Source organism: Coleofasciculus sp. H7-2 (assembly GCF_042747725.1).
Taxonomy (GTDB): domain Bacteria; phylum Cyanobacteriota; class Cyanobacteriia; order Cyanobacteriales; family FACHB-T130; genus FACHB-T130.
Window position 1 is genome coordinate 119985 of the sequence record NZ_JBHZGO010000083.1, and the last position, 26360, is coordinate 146344.

Sequence of the window (26360 nt, forward strand, 5' to 3'; positions counted from 1 at the left end):
CTGCAATAATTAGAGTTTGCATCAGTACCCTTGTTAGAGTTCCCGATTTTTTGCAGGATGTAACGGGAGGTGTTCTATCTCTTTCGTGGAGGTAGGCTGTGGGGAGCAAAGTGGGTCGATTCCTTAGCCCCACAGAGCCAAAAAATGTAAAATACCTTGGCGTTGCCATTGGATTTGAAGGATGTGACAACGCGACTTGGTATAAGTATTAAATCAGCACCAATCAACAGATTGCTCTTTCAAGAGTGCGAACTGACTTTTTGGAGTGCTTCGCGATCGCAGCGAGAGAGGTAAGCGTTTTTTGTCGAGTTGCAAGCAGTCTATGCATTTAAAATTCAGGGAGAATGCCCGATGACCATTTGGGTAAACGAACAGATCGATCCGTCTGGAATGATCCATGCCTGTATTGCCTGTTGTGATGAAGGGCAGGCAAAAGATTGTCATGAGTCCTACGAGAAGAATTTAACCGATTTCCAAAAACAGGCAGGTTGGATTGCCAGATTGCGAACGGTTGATTCTTGGGATGAGGTGCCAGTGAATTCCCTGAAGCTGGATTAATATTAAATCAGTTTAGGTAGAAAGTGCGTTCGCGTAGCGGATGCTTCTAAACTGATTTACTTGCACTTTCACCCACCGTTCTTTTTACCGATGAGTCGCCGGATCTCCCAAAGTAATAGGTCGAAAACAATAACTGAATGTTATTAGGTATGCTTGGGCGGACGCAGCTTCCGAGAATTAATGGGAATCAGGATTTGGCTGAGGATTCGCAGTTGTTCTGCCGTACCCATGCAAATGAGCAAATCTCCCGCCAGTAATTGAGTTTCTCCCGTGGGACCACCGATGAGGCTGCCATCAGCGCGACGAATGGCGAGAACTAAAGCGCCGGATTGCGATCGCAACCGTGCTTCTCTAAGCGTTTGTCCCACAACAGGACAAGTTTGGGGATCGATCAGGAACTCTTCCATATAAAAAGCTCGATCGGTTCCCGTGAGGATACCATCCACAAAGTCCATCACTTGGGGTCTAAGCGCTGCTGCTGCCATGCGCCTGCCGCCGGTAATATAGGGAGAAACCACGGCATCAGCACCGGCACGTTGCATTTTTTGCACCGCTTCTTCTGTACTAGCACGGGCGATCGCTCGAATGGTGGGATTGAGCGTTTTCGCCGAAATCACCGTATAGAGATTTTCCGCATCCGAAGGCAGCGCCGCCACCAAACAAATCGCCCGTTCAATCGCTACCCTGTGGAGAGTGTCATCCAGAGTCGCATCGCCTTGCACCGCGATATAACCCAACTGTAGCGCCTCCTCTACCGGCTCCACCTGAGAGTCTATCGTCACAAACGGAATGCCTTCAGCCTGAAATTCCAGGGCAACCTGACGCCCCGTGCGCCCAAATCCACAAAGGATATAGTGTTCATTTAAAGAATTTACCAAACGCCGCCGCTGCCTCAGTCGTCCTCCCTCTTGAAAGTAGCCTTGAATTAGGGCTTCTGTAAACCGATTGACGATGTAGCCGATGCTGACTACACCCATCAAAATTAGGGTGATGGTAAACAAGCGACCGCGATTACCCAGCGGATTAGTTTCTCCATATCCCACTGTTGCTAGCGTGATCACAGTCATATAGGCAGCATCTGACCACGACCAACCCTCCACCAGCTTGTACCATAAAGTGCCGAACAGGGCGACACCAAAAAGTGCGATCGCACCGCCAATCAACTCTTTGCGAAGGCGTCGATATTTTTGTTCAAGGGTTGAGTACACCAGTCTTTGTCACCACTGCTGCGCGTTGAACGTATTCCCCTTGTAAAGATAACCGCGCCTGACCCAAGAACGCCAAAAAGAGGTTTGAGTTTTGAATTAACAAACCCTCCCTATTGCCTATTTATGTTTTCTCTTGCGTTTATAGTTCCCGTTAAACAGAACTTTTTGAAAATTCCCTTTAAGATTGCCAGATAAGGATAAAAAATTTCAGGAGTAAGCAGTGAGTTTAGAAACTCTGGTTGAAAATCCCTCAATTCCGGCAGAGTCAGGCGTGTCTGTTCCGTATGACCCAGAAAACTTTGACGCCTCGGTGATGAGTACCTACGGGCGCTATCCTCTAGCTTTAGAACGGGGTGCGGGTTGCCGCCTTTGGGATAGCGAGGGGCGCGAATATCTGGACTTTGTTGCCGGAATTGCCACTTGTACCCTCGGACACGCCCACCCAGCAATGGTAGAAACCGTAACTCGCCAAATCCAGACGCTGCACCATGTTTCTAACTTGTATTACATCCCGGTGCAGGGGGAATTAGCAAAATGGCTGATCGACCATTCCTGCGCGGATCGGGCGTTTTTCTGCAATTCCGGTGCTGAGGCGAACGAAGGGGCAATTAAACTGGCTCGGAAATACGCCCACACGGTCAAAGGGATTGAGTATCCGATTATTTTGACTGCTCACGCCAGTTTCCACGGGCGCACGTTGGCGACGATTACTGCCACGGGTCAACCGAAGTATCAGAAGAACTTTGACCCGTTGATGCCCGGTTTTTATTATGTGCCTTACAACGATATTCAGGCAGTCAAGAATGCGATCGCTCAACTAGATGAAGGCGATCGCGCTGTTGCCGCAATTATGCTAGAAGCCTTGCAGGGAGAAGGTGGCGTTCGTCCGGGAGAGGTGGAATACTTCCAGCAGGTGCGCCAACTGTGCGATGAAACTGGCATTTTGCTGATTTTAGATGAAGTGCAAGTCGGGATGGGTCGCAGCGGCAAGTTTTGGGGATATGAGAATTTGGGGATTGAGCCGGATATCTTCACTTCTGCCAAGGGATTAGGCGGCGGCATTCCCATTGGTGCAACTTTGTGCAAGAAACATTGTGATGTTTTTGGGCCGGGAGATCATGCTAGCACCTATGGCGGCAATCCCTTTGCCTGTGCTGCTGCGTTAACGGTCTGTCAGACTCTAGAACGGGATAATATTCTGCAAAATGTACAAGATCGGGGCGAACAATTACGAGCTGGATTGAGAGCGATCGCATCTAAATACCCCGACCAAATTAGTGAAGTGCGCGGCTGGGGTTTAATCGACGGCATGGAGTTGAAGGCAGATATTGAATTAACTTCAGCTTCGGTCGTTAAAGCGGCGATTGCCGACGGCTTATTGCTGGTTCCTGCAGGTCCCAAGGTGATTCGATTTGTGCCACCGCTGATTGTCTCTGCCGAAGAGGTAGACCAAGCCTTACAAGCCGTTGAACGGGCAATGGCAACCGTGACCGCGTAGGGAATCGGAAAGTTATGAGTTATGAGTTTTGAATTAAGAATGCTCGCCTCAAACTCATAACTCTTTTAAGCCGCCTCTAGGGGAGCCATTGTCAACCCAGCGCGGCTGAGTTGCTCGTGGTATAGTTCTGCCTGCTCTTGGGGACCCACCCAAACAATCGCTTGACCTTCAAAGTGGATTTGATAGGTGTGTTCCCAAGCGCGATCGCTCGTCATCTCAGGGATATACTTCACCAAACAATCGTGAACGTGTTCAAACGTATTAAAATCATCGTCCAACACGATCACTTTGTAATTAGGATATAACTTGCGGACAACTTGACTAGATCGTTCAGGAGCTTGAATCGGTGTAGCGGCGGTCGGGAAAGTTATACCGGAGGCGATCGCGCCAACAGCGGCTGAAAGTCTCCTAGTCATAAGGCAGATTGCGAAAAGACCTTAACAAAATTCATTTACAAGTATTTTGCTCTATTTTAACAATCCTTAATCCCCGAAAGTAACTGGTCGAGTCAGAATAATCGGGAGCATCCCGTGAAATTGGAAATATACTCCCACAGGCTAGAAGCCTAGGGCTAGAAGAACGAAGCCTGACGAGAGCAGGCTAATAAATAGCCTGCTCTCGTCAGGCTTTGTTTGTTTAGCCGCGACATTAGTCGTCGGACATTAGTCGTCGGACATTTTTACTAGAAACGCCCTACCAGGAATTGTTCAAAGCGTTGTACAAATCCAACCGCCAGCTGTACCAGAGGCCATCCTACCAAACAAATCAACGCCGAATTGCGAGTGCTAATATCTAACCCTTGGCGTACTGCTACAATCACAGCCAGCAAACTCCAAACGGCTAGCACCCGTTCAATTGGTTGTCCTAGCAAAGGAATCAGCGTTAAGAAGTTCAGCACTTGCGGAGCATAAGCAAAGCCAATCGGAATCATCAAATCCCCATAGCTAACGTGATTTGGTTTTCGCCACTGCCCGATCTTCCAAATGGTGAGAGTCCAGAAATAATAGCCTCCCACAATGCTAATCCCATCAATCAGAAGCGCCAGCAGCATCACGGGAAGCGTTGCTAGATTAATTAACAAAATGACTGCACTACCCAAAACATGGGACAGTGCTGCTAAAATCACAATAGTTTGGGCAATCCGATACGTTTTAGGCGTATTCCGAGCATTTTCATAAAAATTTCCATCCAAAGCAAGTGCATTCCAAAGGGTCGTGCCCAAACTTACTTTTGATTCCTCGCTGCTCACGTTGAATCCTTACTACTCACGATTGATGACAACTTTGATAGAATACTGTGTCAGGTAGCCAATCACCAAAAAATTTCACTTCCTGACTAAAATTAACTGACTTAAGACAGTAACAGTAGGCAACTAGACATTCTTGAATGCTGCGATTGATTTGGCGGATACTTGTATGGCTTCGGGGGGAAACCTTGAAGCTGTTGCTCCTAGCGGTAGTTATACTCTTAATCTGGGGCATTACCTCGCCAGTAGGGACTCTAGTCTGGTGGCTGGAACAAGGGGCAGAAACTTTAGGTTTGAAGAAAAACCAAATCTTGATCTTGCCACCTAACAATGACTCAAATCTTGTCTCCGAATCCTCCCAAATCAATTGTTACATTGTCTTTCTGACAGGAGTGGGAGATTTTTCTGCCAATGAATTAACGCCTGGAGAAGAAGTCTTTCTAGACGGTATAGTTGAGGATCATCCTAACTGCGTAGCGGTAGGAGATGTTTTCCCCTACTCAGCGGAAAACAAGGGTTTAGGAGGACAGCGATTACTTGCTCCTGTATGGCTCTTTGCGAATCAAACAGATGGTTGGTTAGGAGTAGCCAGCGTGCTGATCAAAATCCGCAATCTCTGGCGATTTGCTATTTCCGCTGACCCTCGCTATGGCCCCATTTATAGTCAGGGGATTGCCAATGCCATCATTGAGCGGATGAATGATCGGCAGCCCATTTCCCGCAATGAAAGTCAACCGCTTAACATTATTCTCGTCGGAACGAGTGGCGGTGTACAAGTTGCCTTGGGTGCGGCTCCCTATCTTAACCAATGGCTAGGCACAAAAATCAGTATCGTCTCTGTTGGTGGGGTTTTTAATGGCAGGATGGGCTTTCAGGCGATCGCTCGTTTCTATCACTTGCGAGGGCGTCGAGACTGGGTTGAGGATCTAGGCGGTATTGTCTTCCCCTCGCGGTGGCTGTGGAACGTGAGTTCCCAATTTAACCAAGCTCGTTTGCAAGGGCATTATACAGCCCGTATCAGCGGCCCCCACACTCACGATGGCCCTGAAGGCTATTTTGGTCTAGAAGTTGCTAAGCCGAAGAACATCACTTATGTAGAGTTAACCCTCCAAGAGGTTAATCAACTTCCTATTTGGTCGCTAGAGAAGCCAGAAAAATAAGTAGGCGGATGCGATTAAATTGAAGATGTTCGTAGGGAATGGAAAACACAAGTAAACCCAACACCTGCATGGGTTACGCTATCGCTAACCACTACTACAAATAATTAATCCCGCCTACTTAGTCATAGCTAATGGCTAAGCTAGAAAATAGCCATTAGCTATTAGCAAATATTACTTCCAATCTTCCCAATTTTGGTTGAAAATTGAGGTATCTGGAAAGGCAGTCGGATTGCTATTCTTATCCAATCGACGTTTCAGCGCTTCTAGTTGTGGTTCGGCGCGTGGCAGTTCATCCACTAGCTGATAAGGCGCGATCGCATTTTCTAGGGCAAAAGCGGCTGTCGTTCCAGCAGCTGCCCCCGCCGACCATTCAAAAGAATGCACTCGATAGGCGGCGGCGGCAATGTGACTGGTAGCAATACTTTTACCTGCCACTAGCATATTGTTGATTTTTTGGGGAATCAGCGCTCTGAGAGGGATTTGGAACGGATAAGCTTGACCTGCACCCCGTCGTTCACCTTCCCGTTCGGTGTTTCCTGGAGTTTCTGGAGGGCTTTGGGTCATGCAAGGATGGAAGTCAATCGCATAGTGACCGATGCCTACAGCGTCGGGATAGATGGTGGAACGAGTGCGTCGCATGACTTGTTCCGGCGGCTTGGTGCCGCTAAGTACAGACGCTACTTCCAGTCCTGCAAGCGCTGCCTGTAATCTCCGATAGGTATCGGGTGACAATGTTTGACGGTAGTAGTCGTCTTTGTAGTTACGGCGAGAAATATCAATTTCCCATAAGGTAAATCCTTGGGGATAAGCCAAGGTGGGGCGTCCAATAATTCGCCGTCCTTCCCGCATATAAGGATACTTGGATAACCCATGCACTGTTCCCATCGGAGAATCTAGCCCACTCACGTAGCGGTTATTGGGTTTCGCCTGCTTAACTCCTGGGCCGAGTTGAGAGTCGGTAGTTCCAGCAACCAGCCAGTAGAAATATCCTAGAGCGTTTTCCTCTCCTTTTCGGAGGGTTTGTGTCCGCAATCCTCCCATCCATTCTCCAGGCTGTAGCTGTCCGGCGGCTTGCAACTGGTCGCGGGTATAAATTAGGTTATCTTCGGCGGTTCCTGGGCGGTAGTCGTTGCCCCACGTCCAGTTTTGCATGGAGATGTCGCCGGGAGTGGGTGCTGTATAGGTGGCACCCCCGAATTTGACCTGTTCGCCAGCTTTCGGACTCCAAATCCGCCGGTAGGTGAATACTAGCCCAAAGTCCGCCAGTCGCTTTAATTCATAGCTGTAGTAGGGTTCATATTGAGAATAGAAGGGCGGCGGGGTATGGGTTTGCGGCTGTTTGGTTGCCTCCATTGCAAAGGTGTAGGTAAAGCCTTGGGTGCAGTAGCGATCGCCCGTTGCACTCGAAGAAGAAGGTTCCAGGTAAGAACGCGGATCGATACCTAGCCGGTAGGGAACGTCAGCCAGGGCAATCAGTTCGCCGGTTTCTGATGCGTCAACGACGTACCAATTTGGGGCATTTCCGGATGCTGGCTTTTTCGCTGGCTGCGGTACAAAGCGCACAATGGTTTTTTCAAACTGAGGCGAGTTCTCGTAGCGATAAGAATCCTCAATTGTTTGGGATAGCGGTAAGGTGTTGAGAGGGGATGCGCCTTTCGTTGGGCGATGCTGGATAGCGATCGCACCTTGAATCAAATTCCCCGCTTGGTCGAGATTTAGTTCTTTGATTACTGTCGAGGGAAACCATTTCAGCTTGCCTCTGCCTCTTTTGGCAGCATCTTGCAATTGGTCAAACAGCAGTTTGTGAGCATCGCGGGGAAGAAAGCAGGATTCACTTACCCAACAATCGCCGGGGTTGAGTTCTCCATATTTACGATTAATTCGCTGTCGCAAGTCCAGGTAGCCGCGAGAATATAACAGCTTTTGCCGTTGGGTGGGGCGTTCATCCAGTGCGGAAGTTCCCTGTGCGGAAATTTGTCCTCCTACCCAGTCAGTAATTTCGGTGAGGCAAACGGTTCGCCCCGCCAATAAGCCTTCGTAGGCAGTCGCCGCACCGGAGAGTCCACCTCCAACGACCAAAATTTCACACTGGACTGTTTGATCGGGGTTTCTAGGGGGTGCTGCAAAAGCAAGTGGAGTGAATGCTTCTAGCAATGTTAAGCCTAGAGTCAGGCTAAGGAGCGATCGCTTCATGTTTAGGCGTTTGTTCAGCTTCTACGTATATCTAGCTAGCTCTCAGACGCTACCACTCTCAATTTGTTCATTGCAAGCTTTTCTGGCGGCACTCAGAGCAAGCGATCGCTCTAGCGTATCCCGAAAAGGCGATAAATATCTCTCTGCTCGAATCCCTCTGTTGAATTAGATGGCGATTCAAGCCAGCAGTTGCACTTTTCATTTAGCTAGCAGTGCGGCTAATTCCCGCTATTAGTAGTGCTTCGGATTTTGATTGCAGTAGCTCTGCGAATAAATTCTAATTTTCTGTGAAATCAGTGAATCAACCTCTATCTAATGAGATGTTTTTTGTTCTCAAAATACCTTACTTTAGCCTAGTTTTTAATTTCGTTCTCCTGTATAAATCCGAACAAGAATAGCTTATCTTCAATTTTTTATGAATGATAAATCTTTATCAAAATTAAGTTACGATTTAGAGCAAGCTAGAAATTACATCTGATAGATACCGCGCTATAATGTCTTTTTTGGAATTTCCCGTAAAGCTACAAAGTAATCTTTAGCGGCAAGTAGAAATTTTTAAGAGTAAATTGATACGATTAGCTCTCAGGGTAAGCAAACATATCTAAAGAGAGAGGTAGTTTATGAAAGGGTGAGCAGTATTAAGAGTAGATGTATAGCTGCTCAGATGTAGATGATGGCTGAGTAGAAAAAAAAAATTTAGTGCATCAAGCCTTTGCTGAATTTGTTAGCTCTTTTTTGGCTAACGAACCTACTGAAAGCCCTAGCAAACAAGAGCATTTTCTGGAGATTCAACCATGATGAAACGAACAACAGCAACTGCTGCCCTTATAGCAGTCGGATTATTTACGTCTCTGGGCTTCTCAGCCGTAGCTCAGCCCACCCGCCCAACGCCATCAAACCGACCGGCAACGCCGTCACGCAGTAGCCAGCTGAGTGCCCTAGACAGGCAGTTTGTTATGGACGCCGCCCACGGGGGAATGGCAGAAGTACAACTTGGAAAACTGGCTTTGAAGCGGTCAACAGACCCGAATGTAAAGCAGTTCGCGCAGCAGATGATTCAGGAACATACACGGGCGAACCAAGAACTGATGCAGTTAGCTGTCCAGAAAGGAGTCACTCCTCCAACCACTCCGGGACCAAAGTATGAAGCAGCAATGATGCGGCTGATGCAGATGTCTGGAAAGAGCTTCGACCAAGCCTATATGATGGAGGGCGGGCTGAACGGTCACTTGGAAAGTGCGGCAGTGTACCAGCGTCAAGTTGGGCTGGGACAAGATGCCGATCTGAAAGCGTTTGCTGGCAAAATCTTGCCAAGGGTGCAGGGTCATTTAGAAATGGCTGCGTCGATGACAGGTGCCAGCGTGGCTGACAGAAACAATGCTATGCCTGGAATGTCTGGTATGCAGATGAACCGGGGTATGCAGATGAACCGGGGGATGCAGATGAAGCCGGATATGCAGATGACCCCGGATATGCAGATGAAGCCGGATATGCAGATGACCCCGGATATGCAGATGAACCGGGGTATGCAGATGAACCCGGATATGCAGATGAAGCCGGATATGCAGATGAACCGTGGGACGCAGATGAAGCCGGATATGCAGATGAACCGTGGAACGCAGATGAACCAGTAGCATCGGGCAATACTAAAGAGCGATCGCATTTTCCTCTCTTGAGAGTGCGATCGCTCTTTTTTGGGCGTTTATTTTGGCTGTTTGATAAAAAAATTGCCAAAGTGTTCATTCTTAGGCAGAATGGGCGACAACTCCTTTTGGAGGATGCCACGATTGAAGAAATTCGTCAGATTTTAGATGGTTGAATATTGGTAGCAAGACCGATGGAAAACATTGGTAAACTAATTTTCGGTACTGGTATTGTTTTAGTTATTGTTGGTCTTTGCGTTTGGCTGTTTGCAGACAAATTAGCATGGTTTGGTAATTTACCAGGCGATATTAAGATTGATCGCCCTGGTTTCAGCCTGTATGTCCCGATTACAACGATGATATCGATCAGTCTTGGATTGAGTGGTGTGATGTGGCTGATTAGCTTAATTACCAGATTATTTCAACAATGAATAATACTGTTCTCGCGCAGGTAAAATGCCTGAATTAAGAAGAAATGGCAGATATTCAATTTGAAGTTCAAGGACAAGATGCAGTTGCCGCAACAGAAGAATTACTCTCAATTTCAGGAGTTTCCGGGAATTACGAAACTGAGGGCGAAGCTGAAAGAGAAGGCACTTTAGCAACAATTGGTGTAATTGTGGGGATTGTCGGCGGCGCGATCGCGATTGCCGAGCAAATTCGCAAGTGGTATCAGCAATATAAACAGGGTAAATCTGGCAAGAAAATCGACAAGGTGCTGCTGATATCCCGCAGTGGCAAGCGGTTGTTGTTGGAAAATGCCACAATCGAGCAGATTAAGGAAATTCTAGACGAGTGACGCCACGCTTATGCAAACGCTCCACCTCGACCTCAAGCTAGTTGTAGATAATTATGTGGAGCTGCGTTACTTTTTTGACAATCCCAATGATTATCAGCGGCGATCGCTTCCTCTGTCAGATATCGCAGACCTGATTCAGCTAGCGGAACAAGATTATTATGTTCGCTTGGCGGTGGATTATGCTGTCACTGGGCGAAAACTATATAACTGGTTGGATGGAAGCGATCGCTTTCTGCAACGGTTGCTGGATCGGCATCGAGGTGAGGGAATTGTTTTAGCGATCGCGGCGACGGAAAAACTCGCCCATCTGCCGTGGGAAGTGCTGCACGATGGCAACAGCTTTTTGGTTGAGAGACTGCCTGCGGTGGTTCCGGTGCGGTGGGTATCATCGGATGCGGTGAAGAAGTTGTCCCTTGAGGCGGAACCGGAAAATCGGGCGCTGCAAGTTTTATTTATGGCAACCTCTCCGCTAGGGGTGGAACCCGTGCTGGATTTTGAGGCGGAGGAAGGGCGAATTCTAGAAGCGACAGCGAGGCAACCTTTAGCGCTGACGGTGGAAGAAAGCGGCTGTTTGTCTGAGTTGGGCTATTTAGCTAACGATTACGGTAAGGGGTATTTTGACGTATTGCACCTGACGGGTCATGCTACCTTTGCCGATGGGCAACCTCGCTTCATTACAGAGACAGAAACGGGGGAAGCTTACCTTGCCAGCGCTGCCGATATCGCCAAAGAGCTGCAATTTCGACTACCTAAGCTTATTTTCCTATCGGGTTGTCGCACGGGGCAAGCAGGGAAGTCGGGGGCTGTGCCTTCGATGGCAGAAGAGTTGCTGAAGTCGGGTGCTAAAGCGGTTTTGGGTTGGGGACAGACGGTTTTAGACCCTGATGCTACGGAAGCAGCAGCAGCGTTGTATCAAGAATTGGCGGCGGGAAAGCGACTAACCGAGGCAGTCGCCTGTACCTACCAAGTATTAATTAAGAATAAAGCGCGGGATTGGCATTTGTTGCGGCTGTACGTCGCTGGAACTTTACCAGGGGAGTTAGTCACGCCCTTGAGAACTCGCGGGCGTAAACTAGCACCACCACCGACTGTTGCTACCCAGTTTTTAGATCCTGCCGGAAAGGTAAAAGTCCCGACTCGTGAAAGTTTTGTGGGTCGTCGCCGTCAGTTGCAAAACTGTTTGAGGGCGCTTACTCAGTCGCCTGATGAGGTGGGGGTGTTGATTCATGGCATGGGCGGTTTGGGCAAAAGTAGCCTTGCCGCACGACTGTGTGACCGACTCCCAAATTTTGCGCGAGTGGTATGGGTAGGGCGCATAGATGAGCCTAGTTTGGTGAGTCGTTTGGCGGAAAAGTTAGAGGATAAGGAACTGCGGCAGGCGCTACAAGACCCCGATGAGGCGTTGAAATTCCGGCTGCGGCGGGTGTTTCGGCAAGATCCCCCCAACCCCCCTTCAAAAGGGGGGCAAGAGTTGCTGCCTTTTTTGCTGGTGCTGGATGACTTTGAAGTGAATCTAGAACCCCGTGATGGTGGGTATGTGCTGCAACCGGAAGCAGCAAGTGTTTTGGAGGCATTAGTCTGGGCAATTCGAGAGACTAATGCCCTCCACCGCTTAATCCTCACCTGCCGTTACGATTTTGATTCGGTTCAGTTGCAGTATTTCTATAAGCAACCGTTGGAGGCACTGCGAGGGGCGGATTTGCAAAAAAAGTGCGATCGCCTCACTGCCTTTAGTTCTGAATCTCAGGTAGATGAGACGTTGAAATTGCAAGCGCGAAGGTTAGCGGATGGCAATCCCCGCTTATTGGAGTGGTTGGATAAGATTCTGCAAGCACCCCGCCCCCTAGCCCCCTCCCCGCAAGCAGGGAGGGGGGACAATGAAAGTGTTGATGCGGCTGCGATTCTCAATCGTCTGGAAGCCGATCCGATAGAGTTGCGGGAGCAAGTTTTGGCAGCAGCGCTGCTGGAACAGATAGACGAACCGATGCGGCAGATGTTGTCGCGGGGGTTGGTTTTTGAGTTGCCAGTACCGAGGGAGGCTATAGCCGCAGTTTGTGAAACTATCCCTAATCTCGAACAGCATATCAATCGGGCGGTGGCGTTGGGACTATTGGAAGTTAGCTCTGATTCTTCGCTACGAGTGCCGCGCATTTTGCCGCTGAAGCTGCCAGAAGATGCAGAAGCTTTGCACAAGCAGGCGGCTAAGGTGCTGTATCGTCTGTGGTGGCTAGAGACAGAAAACCCAATAGAAGAACGAGAACGGGAAATTCATCGCTTAGCCTTTTCAGGGAAAGAAGCAAAAATAGCTTCAGATATGGCAGCAGTTCTCACAGTTCGTTGGTTTAATCAGAGTCGGTTTCGGGAAGCGCAAGATTTGTGCAAATCTACCTTGGAGCTGGATGAAAATTACCGCGTCTTGCATCGATTAGCACGGTCTGAGAAAGAATTAGGTGAAATTAATTTAGCACGGGAACACTATCAACAAGCTCTAGATTCTTGCCCGGAAGATGACGAACCAGAAAAAGCCGCTATTATTCACAATCTAGCTGAGATTTACGCCAATACTGGGGAAATTGAGCAAGCGATCGCTTACTATCAGCAGTCTTTAGAAATATTTGAGCGCATTGGTAATCTCCAAGGGAAAGCGGCGACGTTGCACTGTCTAGCTAATATCTACGCCGATACTGGGGAAATTGAGCAAGCGATCGCTTACTATCAGCAGTCGTTAGAAATATTTGAGCGCATTGGTGATGTCCAAGGGAAAGCGGCGACGTTGCACTGTCTAGCTATTATCTACGCCAATACTGGGGATATTGAGCAAGCGATCGCTTACTATCAGCAGTCCTTAGAAATAGAAGAGCGCATTGGTGATGTCAAAGGGAAAGCGGCGACGCTGCACTGTCTAGCTATTATCTACGCCAATACTGGGGAAGTTGAGCAAGCGATCGCTTACTATCAGCAGTCCTTAGAAATATTTGAGCGCATTGGTAATCTCCAAGGGAAAGCGGCGACGTTGCACCAACTAGCAAGTATCTACGCCAATACTGGGGATATTGAGCAAGCGATCGCTTACTATCAGCAGTCCTTAGAAATAGAAGAGCGCATTGGTAATCTCCAAGGGAAAGCGGCGACGTTGGCAATGCTGGGGCTGTTATTAGCAACGGGGAAAGGAAAATTTGACACAGCACTGGATTATTTACAGCAATCCCTAGAGATATTGCAGCGTCTCCAATCACCCGACGCCGCGACAGTGAGGCAAGCGATCGCCAGAGTGCAAAAGCTAGCAGACGCCTAAAGAATTTTTTGAGTTGTGAGTCAGCGCTTCAGATTCCCGACTTCGTAAGAGTTGTCGGGAATCTCGCCTTCACGAATCATTTAGGATTGCTATAGTAAATCTGGATCTACACCGAGCGATCGCTATTCTTTGCGACTACACTAAGCGAAAAATAAACGGGTAGCGGTAGGGTTGACTAGGATCGGCAAGAACCTTAATCAGGGCAATAATTGGCATTACAAAACTGGCAATGCCCAATGCAACCAGCAGCGGTATACCAATGACAACAAAAATTAGCGCTGCATAAATAGCTGCATAGATATAAAGGTTGATGTGGAAATTGAGGGACTCTTTAGCATTTTCTTTGACAACTGGATCGTCGGTGATGAACAAAATTGCAATCGGTATGCCGATAGACACAAGCGTGGAACTAAAAAAGATTGCTCCATGACACAGCCCAGATAATAGCTTCCGCCGATCTAAATCATCCATATTATTGCTCCCTCATCTAGCCTGATATTTTGGCTCACTCCTTGATGGTACATCCTAGAAACTTGGGGTTGCCATCATATTCCACGCTGATTATCTCGCCAGAAGATATTGAAGAACCAAGCGATCGCTCCCAACACCAATAAAACTGGTGTTAACCAATCGCCCCAACGCACATATAAAGTCTGAGTTTGTCGCCGGTAAATTGTTGCTACGTGTAGCTGGTAAGTATTCATTTTAGATATCCATAAGGTTCTCCCGTGGGGATCTATAACACCAGAAAATCCAGTATTTGTAGCGCGGACAGTCCAGCGATCGCTTTCAATTGCCCGCATCAAATCTTGAGCGTGATGCTGAGCCATCATTGATGAGGTGTAATGGGCATCATTAGATGCTGTGAGGATAAATTCCCCACCCGCAGCCGCCTGACGCCGGAAAAGTTCGGGAAAGGCGGAATCATAGCAAATACCCACAATGGCACGACCAAAAGGTGTATCAAATATTTGATTTGTTTTGCCAGGAATTAGGTGAGCATCGAGAGGAGAAAGTTTGTCAATTAGTTTTCCTAAAACTTTTTCAAAGGGAATAAATTCTCCTAAAGGCACTAGCTTGGTTTTGTCGTAGCGGCTAAAAGTTTCACCAGTACCAGTAATCGTATAAAGACTATTTGTATAATCATTTCCCTCTTCCCCAAAGGTTCCTATCCAAGCAACTACACCTTTATCCAAAATTGCTTGTAAAAAAGAATCTCGAATCCAACTTGGTTGCGTCCATTGGACGGGTAATGCTGTTTCTGGTATTAAAACAGCATCAACTCCTTCGTCGGCTAAAGTTGTGTAGCCACTGGTATAGCCTTCTATGGCGCGACGCCAGCCAATGGGATCGAATTTGAGTTTATTGGGAATATTGCCTTGAATAATTCCTACTTTTAAGGCGGTTTGTGGAGGTTGAATCAAGGGACGGCTATACAGTCCAAATCCGATCAGATGTAACGCTACTAATAACCCAGCCGCAATGCCTAAATAACCTGGATGGAGAACGAACCGCGTTAGCACTTTAGGCGCAAAAGACGCAGAGGAAAGAGTGGAAAAATCTGTTATGTGTCTTGTATTTTGCTTGCGGTTAATCCATGCCTCGGCAATTAAGCCATTAACAGCTACAATTGCTGCGGTTACTGTGTTAGGGCCAGAGATTTGACCAAGGTGCAAAATGGCTAGGTTGTGAGGACTTTGGGTGTAAGCAAGGGAAGTCCACCATAGCGCTCCAGAACCCCAAAGGCTTTCAAGTCCGCACCACAAAGCAACGCCAATCAAAAGACGAAGAAAGGATGAAGAAGTTTTGCTTTCTGGCTTGCAGAGAAAAGCCATACCAGTTGCCCAAATTGCAACTAATATGGCTCCCCAAAGAGTGATGAAAGTCCAACAGAAGAAAGCGATCGCTAAACTTGCCACCCAGGGAACCCCCAACCACGTCATCGGGTGAATTCCGGTAATCCAAGATAAAGCGACGCCGTGATAGCCAATCCCCCAAAGTAAAGGGAAAAGATAAAAGTAAAAGGGCAAGAGAAAGAATTTTTTATCTTTTTGTTTATTCTGCCCTTTTACTGCTAACTTTTTACTTTCTTCAACGACTAACACCCACAAAGGAGCTAAGGCAATCCAAGCTAGATACCATGCTCCCACTGGTGCTGTAGTTAGCCCCATCAAGATGCCACCAACAAGAGAAATTAAAAAGGCAAAATTAAAAATTAAAAGCTTTTTCATTTTTAATTTTTAATTTTTAATTTTTAATTCTCTACTACTTCATCCTCATCACCCGTTGAGGGGGGAACGAGAGCAACAGCCGCGATCGCATCATCTTCATCCAGCCGTTGCACCCGAACTCCAGTTGCCATCCGGGATTGCAGGGAAATCGCATCGGTTGCTTGACGGATGATAATGCCTCGGTTCGTCACCATCATTAGCTCATCGCCTTCATTGATCACCCGCAATGCGGCTAGTCGATCCTTCGGCTTCCGGAACTTCGTGGCGACTAACCCCATCCCGGCGCGATTTTGCAGGCGGAATTGGGAAACCGGGATTCGCTTACCGTATCCACCCATTGTAATCGCCAACACCCACGGCCCTTGACCATTGGTGATGGGAGCGTCTTCACCTGATGCTTCCGATGCTTCCGATGCTTCCGACTCCTCACTCTCGACGATGCTCGCAACGACTTGACTTGGCAAGATATCCATGCTAATCAGTTCATCCGCATTGCGGAGAGCCATTGCCCGAACTCCTCGCGTGGCGCGACCGAGGGGACGCAGTTGCTCGTGATTGGTTCTAAAGTGAATTGCCATTCCTTGCCGCGATCCGATGATGATGCTATCATCGGCTCTCGCTCTTCGCACCCAGCGCAGTTGGTCGCCTTCTTCCAAAGAAATGGCAATCAAGCCATTTGCCCGAATATTGCCGAAAGCAGACAGTTCTGACTTTTTGATGTAACCACCCTTCGTCAGCATCACCAGATATTCATCGCTGGTAAACTCCGTAACCGGCACGATGGAGGTGATTTTCTCGTCTCGCGGGATGGGCAGCATTTGCACAATCGGGATACCCCGCGCTGTGCGAGACGAGGCTGGGATTTGGTACGCCTTGAGGCAGTAAACGACACCGCGATCGCTAAAAAATAGAACGCTATCGTGGTCGCAGCAGGTGAGGAAATGCTCAACGCCATCATCCTCTTTCATGCCAGTGCCTTTCTTCCCTCTCGTATTGCGGCTTTGCGCCTCGAAGGTGTTGACTGGCATCCGTTTGATATAACCCTGCTCTGTTAGCAGAATTAACGCTTTTTCGTTGGCAATTAAATCGGTGTCATCGATCTCACCTTCCGCGTGTTCGATCGTGGTTCGTCGCGGTGTTGCGAAGGTGGTTTTGATTTGCGACACCTCATTTTCAATGATTTCCAGAATGCGACTTTTGTTCGCCAGAATATCCTGCAAATCGGCAATTTGCACTTGTAACTCTTCGTGTTCCAAGCGAATCTTTTCTGCTTCCAGTGCTGTCAGGCGTCGCAACTGCATCTGCAAAATTGCATCTGCTTGCGACTCAGACAACCCGTAAGTCTCCATCATTTCAGCCTTAGCGGTTGGGGTGTCTGCGGCTCTGCGGATTAGCTCAATCATCGCATCCAGGTGCAACAGGGCAATCAGCAACCCTTGTAGCATATGGTCTCGCTCTTGTGCTTTCCGCAATTCGTAGCGGGTGCGACGGGTGATGCACTCAATCCGGAAATCTAGGAAAACGCTGAGGAATTTCTTGAGACTGAGCAACTGGGGTTCCCCATTTACCAGCGCCAGCATATTCGCCCCAAAGTTTGCTTGGATGGGCGTTTGTTTGTAGAGGTTATTGAGGACAACGCGGGGATAAGCTTCTCGCCGGAGTTCTACGACAATCCGCATTCCATCGCGATCGCTTTCATCCCGAATATCGGCAATTCCCTCCAACCTCTTCTCATTCACCATTTCGGCAATTTTCTCAATCAGCGCCGCCTTATTTGTTTGGTAAGGTAACTGAGTGATAATGATTGCTTCCCGGTCAGGACGCCCCCGATGTTCAATGGTTTCTATCTGGGCGACGCCCCGCATTGTAATCGAACCGCGTCCAGTCGTATAGGCTTCCTTAATCCCAGAAACTCCCAGAATTTGCCCACCTGTGGGAAAGTCTGGGCCAGGGATATACTGCATCAACTCGATGTCGGTAATCTCTGGATTGTGGATCAAGGCGACCAATCCAGAGATTAACTCTCCTAGATTGTGCGGGGGAATGTTCGTTGCCATCCCCACCGCAATCCCAGAAGAACCATTGAGCAACATCTGGGGAATGCGTGCGGGTAATACCAGCGGTTCTTGCTGGGAACCATCGAAGTTATCCCCAAAGTCTACGGTTTCCGATTCAATATCCTGTAGGAGGGCAACCCCTGTGAGGGCTTGCAAGCGGCATTCGGTGTATCGCATTGCCGCTGGTGGATCGTTGTCCACCGAGCCAAAGTTGCCGTGTCCGTTAATCAGCGGGTCGCGCATGGAAAAATCCTGCGCCATCCGCACTAGGGCGTCGTATACCGCTGTATCACCGTGAGGATGGTATTTACCCAGCACTTCCCCCACCACACGGGCACACTTGCGGAAAGGTCGATCGTGGGTAAGACCCAGCTCATTCATGGCGTAGAGAATCCGCCGGTGTACAGGTTTCAGACCATCCCTAGCGTCTGGGAGTGCCCTACCGACAATCACGCTCATCGCGTATTCTAGGTAAGACCGGGACATCTCGCTCCCTAAATCCGTGGGGATAATCCGCTCCGGGGAAGTGGTCATACTGTGAGAAAGCTCCAAAAGTATAGAAAAATGGCAGATAATATGCAAAAGCTTGCAATAACTTCCGCCTTAATTCCAAAGAATGACAAATTCTATTAAAATTTTATCACATTTTGAGCTTTCTTGGTCATTAGTTAAGGCTTAATTGTTAATGGCTAATCGTTCGTGGCTAATAATGGGTTTTGCCATTCGCCACGAACAATCTTCAATCTTTCAACTGACTGTGGTTACTCGGCTCTTCGCTTCTTGGTTCGTCTTGAGTTGAGCTGTAATCAGAGGTACTTTGGGAGCGAGAAAAAAGCCAATCAAACTGGCAAACAAGACGGGCGTTAACGGACTGATGTTAGTTAATTTCGTCAAGAGTAAAGTCGTACTTACAGGCGTTCGCGTTACCGCTGCATTGAAAGCCGCCATGACGCAAATCATGGTAAGGGCAGGATTCAGTCGCCCTGACTCCACAATCGGGCGTAAAAATTATACTTTCTTAATCATAAATTGAATCATAAGATACAAATTATTGATGTTAGTCATGCAGAAGTTATCTACGCCGATCGGTTTCTGCTGCATGATACAGGCGAAGTGTGAGGGCACGGACAACGCAGACGGCATTTGGAAATTTAAGCCTCAAGACAGTGTATGCCTCCCCATAGAGGAGTTTAAGCTGAGTCACATACAGTTAAACCTATTTGGGCAAATATAGATGAGCGGTGAACAAGTTTCTCAAGATGAAGAGATGAACGAACAAGAACAAGCAGTTGACCCAGAAGTGAAAGAAGCGATCGCCAAGATCAAACAGCCTCCGTCAATCAATGAGACTCTGATGAACCTAGAACCAGAGGAACTGAAGAATAACCCAGCGGTGTCACCTCAAATGTACAACGAAGGTGAAGATTTGAGGGATGATTTGAAGCGCGATTAAGCAAGGTGCAGACAATGCCAGAAAGCATTGATGCTGCCTGTTATCGATCCTGCTGCTGCCAACCTTTCTCGGACTATGTTGCCTGTAATCTACTCAGATGAGTTTCTCGATCACGACACGGGTCGATTTCATCCAGAACGACCAGCACGCCTGACTGCAATTGTAGACGCTTTAAAGGCTGCGCCTTGGGCATCTCAAATTGAATGGCAGCTACCAACGCCGATAGAGAAACGAGCGATCGCGCCTATCCTACAACAAGTCCACACTCAACAACACATTGAGAAAGTCCGGCGGATTGCCGAGAATGGTGGCGGATATTTGGATGGTGGCGATACCCTCGTTTCCCCTCGGAGTTACGATGTGGCAATGCTTGCAGCCAGCGCGTGGCTGGATGGGGTGGATCGCGTCCTCGCCACCAATAACCCAGCTTTTGTGCTGGCACGTCCCCCCGGACACCATGCGGAACGCAATTATGGGATGGGGTTTTGTTTATTTTCCAATGCAGCGATCGCCGCCTACTACGCCCTCGAACAACCCAGCATCAATCGCGTTGCCATCCTCGACTGGGATGTTCATCACGGCAACGGCACCCAAAATATTGTAGAAACCCACCCCCAAATTGCCTACTGTTCCTTGCACCAATCTCCTTGCTATCCCGGCACCGGAGAAGCCTCCGAACGTGGCAACCACAACAATGTGCTGAATCTACCCATGTTTCCCGGCAGTACGGTAACTGATTACCAACCGCTTTTTGAGCAGAAGATCGTACCCTTTTTAACCAATTTTCATCCAGATTTGTTGATAGTCAGTGCCGGTTATGACGCGAATGCAGATGACCCATTAGCTAGTATTAACTTGCAACCGCAAGATTATGGATTATTTACCGATTATTGTCTGCAAGTGACTCGTCGCATTGTTTTTGGTCTTGAGGGCGGTTATGACCTCTCAGCATTAGCTAAATCTGTTCTATCGACGATTGAGCGATGTTTAGTATAGGCTTTTTGCGCTCAGTTTTTGCAGCAGATTTTGACAGAATAAAACAGGACGGAGGAGTGAGGATTGAGGACTGAGGATTGAGGACTGAGGATTGAGGATTGAGGACTGAGTAATTAATAGTTTAAAGCACCATTATTTACATTTTCGTAGGTTGGGTTGACATAGGGAAACCCAACACCTGTAAGGGTTACGCTATCGCTAACCACTACTACTAGCTTGGCAAGGCTAAAATAGTGGAATAGATTGTAGGTTGGGTTGAGGCACGAAACCCAACAGTAGCAAGAGTTTTGTTGGGTTTCACTATCGTACCACTACGCGGAAGCAAGCTACAACCATTCCCTACATTTTTAGCCTTGGCACGCCACTACAAATAATTAATCCCGCCTACTTATTTAGTTATGGAGAAGGAGAAAGAATTGTTTCTCTTGTGGCGCAGCCCGAAGAAATCGCATCATTACTTCCAGCGCCGACTTTAGCGTTAAGGGGTATACTCAGTCCGTGCTTCGCACCGCAACGCTTAACAGCACTTTTACCTCAGTCAGTCAAGCGTTGCGCTGACTCAAAACTCTTTAGCTTTTTCCAGTCCAAGCAATGGGAGGACTAGGATAGGATGCCGAGTAAAAAGAACTAGGACGAGTTTTAGTTTCTTCGTCTAGGACTTTCACAACTTTGTTGTAAATTTCTTCTGCCTGTTGCAGGGAATCACCAATACTGGTTAATCCCAGCTTGCCGAACTCGGAAAGACAACCCATGAGATGGAAAACGGTGCCGGTTTCTGTACTGGTATCAAAGTGCAGCCGCTGGTGGGCAATAATATCCATCAAATCATTTGGCAACAGCCCCACATAGCGTTCTTTTTGGAGGTTGTCGGTAGCAACATAGTATTTTGGGCGACCTTGTTGGCTGTAGAACAAACCTGTGGAAGTGTCATAGCGACCGTTAGTTAAAAACTTGAGGGTCATAAAAGGATGGGTAGTACCGCCCTTTCGCAGATTGATTTCAATCGCTTGGATGTCCCACTCACCGCCAGATTTTTCGGGGTGATGGCAGGCGATAAAATCCACACCAAAGCGTTCTAAAGCTCCTTTTTTTGCCAGGTTTCGCCCCACACGCAATCCTAAGTCCTGCAAGCGCAGTCGGTAAGTTTCATCCGCTGGGAAGTTGCAACCTAGATAAATCTGACCATCTGGACCACCGAGAATTTGGTCGTGAGTGGAGAGAATTTCTACCTCTCCATTGGGGTCGATGCGACCTTGAACGCTGGGCGATCGCTTGTGGTCTCCTTCAATAAAAGCTTCTACAATTGCCCCTAACTCTGGGATACGGCTGGAAAAATTTTCCCAAGTTTCTGCTTTGGCTTGAAAGCTTAAAGAGGAAAAGCGATCGCTTATCGCGGCTACCCTTTCTGCATGAGAGGCTTCTCCTGGCGCTACATTTTTGATCGGTCTTAGATCCAGTAGCGCATTCCCCTCGCCGGAAAATCCTTCATTGAGTTTGACAACCATTCGCTTCAACTGCGGTTGGCGTTCCCACAATTCTGCTGCTGCTACGCCCAAATCTTCGGCATTCCAGATACTGTCGCTGCCATCGGGATGAGGAACCCCGCACTCTGCAAAGATTTTCCGGCTGCCGCTTTTGGTTCCCCAGGTGAGTAAATCGGGATCTAGCGCCAGAAGCGGAATGCCTATCTGTACTGCCAAATCTCGCTCTAGGAATGTGGAATTGTAACAGATCATGTAAGATTTTTCGGGACGCAAGGCTTGTCGCATCCGCTCCATCAAGCGAGGGCGCTCTAAAATCTTTTGAGTGAGAGGTTTGGCTGAGGAATCGTAGGTAGAAAATAGTAGCAAGCGATCGCGGGCATGAGAAAACGGAATTCCCGGCAACAGCTGCAAGTAGTAATCAATCACAATCGGCGGTAACGGCTGCGAAGTTACATAAATCAGCCGCGTGCGCGGGTGTCGCAGGCGAATCAAAGAAAAGAGCAGCCGCTCCTCATAATTGAGAAAGCCCTGAATTTTGAGCAGTTCCCGCTGATCGAGGCTGACAGAAGGAATCACTAAAATATCGTAGTCATCGCTGTCGAACAAATCGACTCCCTGCCAGCGATCGCGCAGTTGGTCTTGAAGCAGTCGAAACTGCTCCGCCTGCTTAGAGGAATTATTTACACCTGGCATTACCATAAACCCCGCCTTGCTCCCAACGCTGCCCCTATCAGCGATTTTACCCAGATAGAGGGGAAAATATGGGCTTTACGACACAAAACTGTAATTCTACTTGACTGATGGCAGCCAGTTGGAAACGAACAAACAGATTTCCCCAAGCTTCAACCTGGCTAGCTATATTCAATGCACTCAGACGCAGAGGTTTACACACCAAATAGCAGAGTTAACGCTTCCCCTTGGCGTAACGAGAGCGCTATCCTTTGCGCCCCTTTGCGTTAAAAAACCTCCTCACTAAACCCGTGGACTTAGGGATATTGATGAAATTTAAAGTTTAAATCCCATCTACTTGGGAACCGCCGCCGTTAGCACCTCATGTCCTGACTCAGTAACTAACACATCATCCTCAATACGGATGCCAATGCCACGCCACCTGTCATCAATTGCCGGTTGCCCCTCGGCTGGTTCTACATCCAGTCCAATATATAGACCCGGTTCCACTGTTAGCACATGACCGGGTTGCAAACTCTGCCAGACTTCTTCCCCGTGCTTATAAACACCGGCATCGTGGACATCTAAACCCAGCCAATGTCCGGTGCGGTGCATATAAAAGGGTTTGTATTTCTCCTCTTTGATAATTTCTTCAATGTCACCCGCGAGGAGTCCCAAATCCATTAAACCTTCGACCAAAACGCGCACTGCCGTGTCGTGACATAAGTTGTAGGGATTTCCGGGTTGAACTTGCGCGATCGCCTGTAACTGCGCTTCCAATACCAGGTCGTAAAGCGTCTTCTGTTCTGGCGTAAACTTGCCCCCGACTGGGAACGTGCGCGTGATATCGCCGTTGTAGTAGTTGTAGCAACAACCAGCATCAATCAACAGTAACTCGTTATCCAGCATCTGCCGATTATTCTCAATGTAGTGCAGCACGCAAGCATTCGCGCCAGAAGCAACAATTGTGGGATAAGCTGGCCCCATTCCACCCCGTTTTCTGAAGATGTGTTCTATCTCCGCCTGCACTTCGTACTCGTAACGTCCCGGTTGCGCGAATTCCCGCGCCCAGTTGTGGGCTTCTACTGAGATGTCAGCCGCACGACGCATGAATTCTAACTCGGCTGGACTCTTCACCAGTCGCATCGCATGAAGCACCGGATTGGTGTCTTCAATGGCAATTGGCCCGGTGCCGCGCTTGGGATAACCCGCCATCAACCGCTGCCAGTGGGTGAGGATAGTATCATTGAAAGCGCGATCGCGTCCTAAATGATAATAAATCCGATCGGCTTTTTCTAAATACTGAAGCAGTTTCTCATCCAGTTCCGCAATGGGGTAAGCTTCATCCGCCCCATAGAATTCTTTTGCCTTTTCCACCCCGACGCGATATCCCGTCCAAACTTCCTTATCTCGTTCCTTCGGCTGCACAAACAATACAAATCGGTGTTCTGCATGGTGGGGCGCTAAAACTGCCACCGCCTCTGGTTCATTAAATCCGGTTAAGTAATAAAAATCACTATCCTGCCGAAAAGCGTACTCAACATCGTTGTGCATGACAGCCACTGGGGCACTCCGAAAGATGGCAGTGCCGTTGCCAATTTTAGCCATCAACTGCTGGCGACGCGCTGCGTATTCTGCTTGCATAATCTCAATTGCGTAGCTTTGTTTTTCTAGGTGGTCGAGTCAGGAGAATTGACCAATATATTTTCAAGGTTATACTATTGGAGATTTGGTAACAAATCTTTATAGGGTGTAATCGAATACAACTCAAATTGTACTTTCTGAATCGTTAGCGATTTTTCCAGGGAGTAGGCTGCGCGATCGCGAATAACTGCATTCAACGGAAGAATACTCCCGATCGACTCTTGCATCTATTGAATGAAAACAAAAATATTCAGATAACCAAAAAACACCGCTTGCATCTCGCGCAGTAATTTTACAAACTAATGCTAGAGGCAATTATGGCTCACTTTCCCCTTCAGGAACCAGATGAAGTCACAGATTCAAAGGTAAAAGCAGTATATAACGAAATTTTGTCTGAACTAGGGTTTGGCATCATTCCCAACATTTTCAAATCAATGGCGATGAATCCCGATGTGCTGGAAGCGAATTGGAAAAAATTCCGCGCTACCATCCTGCAAGGAGATGTGCCCCGCACCCTGAAGGAAATGGTGGGAGTTGCTATTTCGCAGGCTAACAACAGTCCCTATGCCCTCAACGTTCACTTGCATGGATTATCAGCTCTAGGAATGAGCGAAGAAGTTCTTCGGACATTGGTTTCAGACTTTGCTGCCTGTCCGCTTCCCAAGCGCGAAAAAGCAGTCATTCACTTTGGCTTACTTGCCGGTACTAAACCCCACGAACTGACCGCTAAAGATTACCAAAATCTGCGAGAGTTGGGGCTAGATGACTCAGAAATCTTCGAGATTATTGCGACTGCTGACTTATTTACTAGCATAAATCGATACACAGACGCGATCGCTCTCGAAATTGACCAATTGTAAATTGCCAGTCTTCTCGTGAGTCCGTATTTTCTTGAGAATGTAGTTCATTAAATTTCAGGAAAAACAGAATCATCCTTATAATGGGCAACACCCATGACTGTTTCCCTCAGTTTGATAGTAGCAATGAGCTAGAAAAACAAGCTCGCGAACCACTACTGCTGATAGCCCGCCGTCTGCTTGCGGAAGCCCAAGCTCTTTCCAGCCGCATTGCCGCTGTCAATGAAATTGCCACAGCGATTAACCGCACCCTGAATATAGATGAGATTTTGCGGGTTGTCGGTAAACAAGCCAAATGGCTCTTGGATTTCGAGCATTGTAGCGTCTATATCTGCACCGACACCAGTTCTTGCCGCCTGGTAACGCTATTTGGCAATCCTGTAGAGTTGAACGCCACTACTGTCGCACAGGACAGCCCTCTAGGGCGTGCCATGAAAACGGGTCAATCGCAACTAATTCGAGAAGGTTCTACAGCAGTTTTTCTGCACTCCTATGCTTCCCAGCTTTTTGTGCCCCTACAAAGCGATCGCCAAGTCATTGGTACTATCAACTTTGCTACTACACAAGCGCACGCTTACACTCAAGAAGATTTACGCATCAGCTATTTACTAGCATTGCAAGTATCGGCAGCAATTCGCAACGCCAGTGGCTTCACGCAATTAAATCAGCTATATGCCCAACTAGAGGCAGAAAAACGCAAATCTGAGCAACTGTTATTGAGCATACTCCCTGTAGATGTAGCCGATGAATTAAAACGCACTGGCAAAGTTAAACCCGTGCATTATGAATCTGCCTCAGTGTTGTTTACCGACTTCAAAGATTTCACTCAATTAGCCGAACAACTCACTCCCCAAGATTTAGTCGATGAATTAGATTATTGCTTTTCTTGCTTCGATATGTTGATTGAAACGCACAAGCTAGAGAAATTAAAAACAATTGGTGACAGTTATATGTGTGTTGGAGGAATTCCCACTTCTAACCGCACTCATGCCATTGATGCTGTACTCGCCGCCTTACAAATTCAAGCCTTTATGCAATGGCGGCGACTCGAAAAAATCAAAAATAATCATCCCTATTGGGAAGTCCGCATCGGCATCCATTCAGGAGCATTGCTAGCGGGTGCCATCGGTCATAATAAATTTGCGTATGATGTTTGGGGCGATACTGTTAATACTGCCTCCAGGATGGAATCCTGTGGTGTTTGTGGCAACATTAATATTTCAAAAGCCACGTTTGAGTTAGTGGGACTTAAACAAATTTTAACCCCAAACAAAGCCCAAACTAGCTTTATAAGCAAAGAATACGTTCTGATTGTGGTTCAACCACTCAATAAAACGAAAAGACATCGCTGTACGAAACGCCTCTATTG

22 protein-coding genes and 1 pseudogene are annotated in these 26360 nt (G+C 47.8%); 12 read left to right on the plus strand and 11 right to left on the minus strand.

What is annotated here, in order from left to right:
• Positions 1-351: 351 nt before the first annotated feature.
• A complete protein-coding gene (locus ACFW2W_RS16630; protein WP_378180305.1) occupies positions 352-558 on the plus strand; it encodes a glycogen debranching protein in 207 nt (68 codons plus the stop codon).
• 143 nt (positions 559-701) lie between these two features.
• Here the strand turns inward: ACFW2W_RS16630 and ACFW2W_RS16635 are convergent, their stop codons facing one another.
• On the minus strand, positions 702-1766 hold the full coding sequence (locus ACFW2W_RS16635; protein WP_378180309.1) for a potassium channel family protein: 1065 nt from the start codon (positions 1764-1766) through the stop codon (positions 702-704).
• A gap of 220 nt (positions 1767-1986) precedes the next feature.
• Between ACFW2W_RS16635 and ACFW2W_RS16640 the strand changes: the two genes are divergently transcribed.
• Positions 1987-3264: an aspartate aminotransferase family protein gene (locus ACFW2W_RS16640; protein WP_378180312.1), complete on the plus strand. Its 1278-nt coding sequence runs from the start codon at positions 1987-1989 to the stop codon at positions 3262-3264.
• A 65-nt stretch (positions 3265-3329) separates the two neighbouring features.
• Here the strand turns inward: ACFW2W_RS16640 and clpS are convergent, their stop codons facing one another.
• Both clpS and ACFW2W_RS16650 read right to left on the minus strand, forming a co-directional pair.
• A complete protein-coding gene (clpS, locus tag ACFW2W_RS16645; RefSeq protein WP_378180315.1) occupies positions 3330-3680 on the minus strand; it encodes an ATP-dependent Clp protease adapter ClpS in 351 nt (116 codons plus the stop codon).
• A gap of 266 nt (positions 3681-3946) precedes the next feature.
• The gene (locus ACFW2W_RS16650; RefSeq protein ID WP_378180318.1) at positions 3947-4513 is read right to left on the minus strand and encodes a hypothetical protein; all 567 of its coding nucleotides are present in this window, start codon (positions 4511-4513) and stop codon (positions 3947-3949) included.
• A gap of 137 nt (positions 4514-4650) precedes the next feature.
• On the opposite strand from ACFW2W_RS16650, the gene ACFW2W_RS16655 reads away from it, so the two are divergent.
• Complete coding sequence (locus ACFW2W_RS16655; RefSeq protein ID WP_378180321.1) at positions 4651-5670, plus strand: hypothetical protein; 1020 nt, start codon at positions 4651-4653, stop codon at positions 5668-5670.
• Positions 5671-5841: 171 nt separating this feature from the next.
• Here the strand turns inward: ACFW2W_RS16655 and ACFW2W_RS16660 are convergent, their stop codons facing one another.
• Complete coding sequence (locus tag ACFW2W_RS16660) at positions 5842-7863, minus strand: FAD-dependent oxidoreductase (protein ID WP_378180323.1); 2022 nt, start codon at positions 7861-7863, stop codon at positions 5842-5844.
• 794 nt (positions 7864-8657) lie between these two features.
• Between ACFW2W_RS16660 and ACFW2W_RS16665 the strand changes: the two genes are divergently transcribed.
• From ACFW2W_RS16665 to ACFW2W_RS16685, 5 genes are read left to right on the plus strand one after another with little or no spacing between them, the layout of a single operon-like run.
• Complete coding sequence (locus tag ACFW2W_RS16665; RefSeq protein ID WP_378180326.1) at positions 8658-9497, plus strand: DUF4142 domain-containing protein; 840 nt, start codon at positions 8658-8660, stop codon at positions 9495-9497.
• Between the two features lie 44 nt (positions 9498-9541).
• Positions 9542-9682 (plus strand): hypothetical protein, encoded by a 141-nt coding sequence (locus ACFW2W_RS16670; RefSeq protein ID WP_378180329.1) that lies wholly within the window; start codon positions 9542-9544, stop codon positions 9680-9682.
• A gap of 18 nt (positions 9683-9700) precedes the next feature.
• Positions 9701-9937 carry a DUF2905 domain-containing protein gene (locus tag ACFW2W_RS16675; protein ID WP_378180332.1) on the plus strand — a complete coding sequence of 79 codons (237 nt, stop codon included), beginning with the start codon at positions 9701-9703 and terminating at the stop codon, positions 9935-9937.
• Between the two features lie 44 nt (positions 9938-9981).
• A complete protein-coding gene (locus ACFW2W_RS16680; protein WP_378180335.1) occupies positions 9982-10305 on the plus strand; it encodes a hypothetical protein in 324 nt (107 codons plus the stop codon).
• A gap of 10 nt (positions 10306-10315) precedes the next feature.
• Positions 10316-13600: a tetratricopeptide repeat protein gene (locus ACFW2W_RS16685; protein WP_378180338.1), complete on the plus strand. Its 3285-nt coding sequence runs from the start codon at positions 10316-10318 to the stop codon at positions 13598-13600.
• A 135-nt stretch (positions 13601-13735) separates the two neighbouring features.
• Here the strand turns inward: ACFW2W_RS16685 and ACFW2W_RS16690 are convergent, their stop codons facing one another.
• The 5 genes from ACFW2W_RS16690 to ACFW2W_RS16710 all read right to left on the minus strand — a co-directional run bounded on the left by ACFW2W_RS16690 (position 13736) and on the right by ACFW2W_RS16710 (position 19092).
• Positions 13736-14071, minus strand: a complete 336-nt coding sequence (locus tag ACFW2W_RS16690; protein ID WP_378180341.1) for a DUF4870 domain-containing protein — start codon at positions 14069-14071, stop codon at positions 13736-13738.
• A gap of 74 nt (positions 14072-14145) precedes the next feature.
• Positions 14146-15831 (minus strand): apolipoprotein N-acyltransferase, encoded by a 1686-nt coding sequence (gene lnt / locus ACFW2W_RS16695; RefSeq protein WP_378180344.1) that lies wholly within the window; start codon positions 15829-15831, stop codon positions 14146-14148.
• A 23-nt stretch (positions 15832-15854) separates the two neighbouring features.
• Positions 15855-18422 carry a DNA gyrase subunit A gene (gene gyrA, locus ACFW2W_RS16700; protein ID WP_378180347.1) on the minus strand — a complete coding sequence of 856 codons (2568 nt, stop codon included), beginning with the start codon at positions 18420-18422 and terminating at the stop codon, positions 15855-15857.
• Between the two features lie 213 nt (positions 18423-18635).
• Positions 18636-18884 (minus strand): chloride channel protein, encoded by a 249-nt coding sequence (locus ACFW2W_RS16705; protein ID WP_378180371.1) that lies wholly within the window; start codon positions 18882-18884, stop codon positions 18636-18638.
• A 76-nt stretch (positions 18885-18960) separates the two neighbouring features.
• The gene (locus tag ACFW2W_RS16710; RefSeq protein WP_378180349.1) at positions 18961-19092 is read right to left on the minus strand and encodes a hypothetical protein; all 132 of its coding nucleotides are present in this window, start codon (positions 19090-19092) and stop codon (positions 18961-18963) included.
• Between the two features lie 30 nt (positions 19093-19122).
• Here ACFW2W_RS16710 and ACFW2W_RS16715 point away from each other — a divergent pair, with 30 nt between their 5' ends.
• Together ACFW2W_RS16715 and ACFW2W_RS16720 are read left to right on the plus strand one after the other, a co-directional pair.
• Positions 19123-19341, plus strand: a complete 219-nt coding sequence (locus tag ACFW2W_RS16715; protein ID WP_378180351.1) for a hypothetical protein — start codon at positions 19123-19125, stop codon at positions 19339-19341.
• Positions 19342-19416: 75 nt separating this feature from the next.
• Positions 19417-20337 (plus strand): histone deacetylase, encoded by a 921-nt coding sequence (locus ACFW2W_RS16720; protein ID WP_378180373.1) that lies wholly within the window; start codon positions 19417-19419, stop codon positions 20335-20337.
• Between the two features lie 569 nt (positions 20338-20906).
• On the opposite strand, the gene ACFW2W_RS16725 is transcribed toward ACFW2W_RS16720, so the two are convergent.
• Together ACFW2W_RS16725 and ACFW2W_RS16730 are read right to left on the minus strand one after the other, a co-directional pair.
• Positions 20907-22514 carry a peptide ligase PGM1-related protein gene (locus ACFW2W_RS16725; RefSeq protein ID WP_378180375.1) on the minus strand — a complete coding sequence of 536 codons (1608 nt, stop codon included), beginning with the start codon at positions 22512-22514 and terminating at the stop codon, positions 20907-20909.
• A gap of 330 nt (positions 22515-22844) precedes the next feature.
• Positions 22845-24134, minus strand: coding sequence for an aminopeptidase P N-terminal domain-containing protein (locus ACFW2W_RS16730; RefSeq protein ID WP_378180353.1), 1290 nt, complete (start codon positions 24132-24134; stop codon positions 22845-22847).
• 317 nt (positions 24135-24451) lie between these two features.
• Here ACFW2W_RS16730 and ACFW2W_RS16735 point away from each other — a divergent pair, with 317 nt between their 5' ends.
• The gene (locus ACFW2W_RS16735; protein ID WP_378180355.1) at positions 24452-24994 is read left to right on the plus strand and encodes a carboxymuconolactone decarboxylase family protein; all 543 of its coding nucleotides are present in this window, start codon (positions 24452-24454) and stop codon (positions 24992-24994) included.
• Between the two features lie 80 nt (positions 24995-25074).
• Positions 25075-26235, plus strand: a pseudogene (locus tag ACFW2W_RS16740) (adenylate/guanylate cyclase domain-containing protein); the annotation flags it as partial.
• Between the last annotated feature and the right edge of the window lie 125 nt (positions 26236-26360).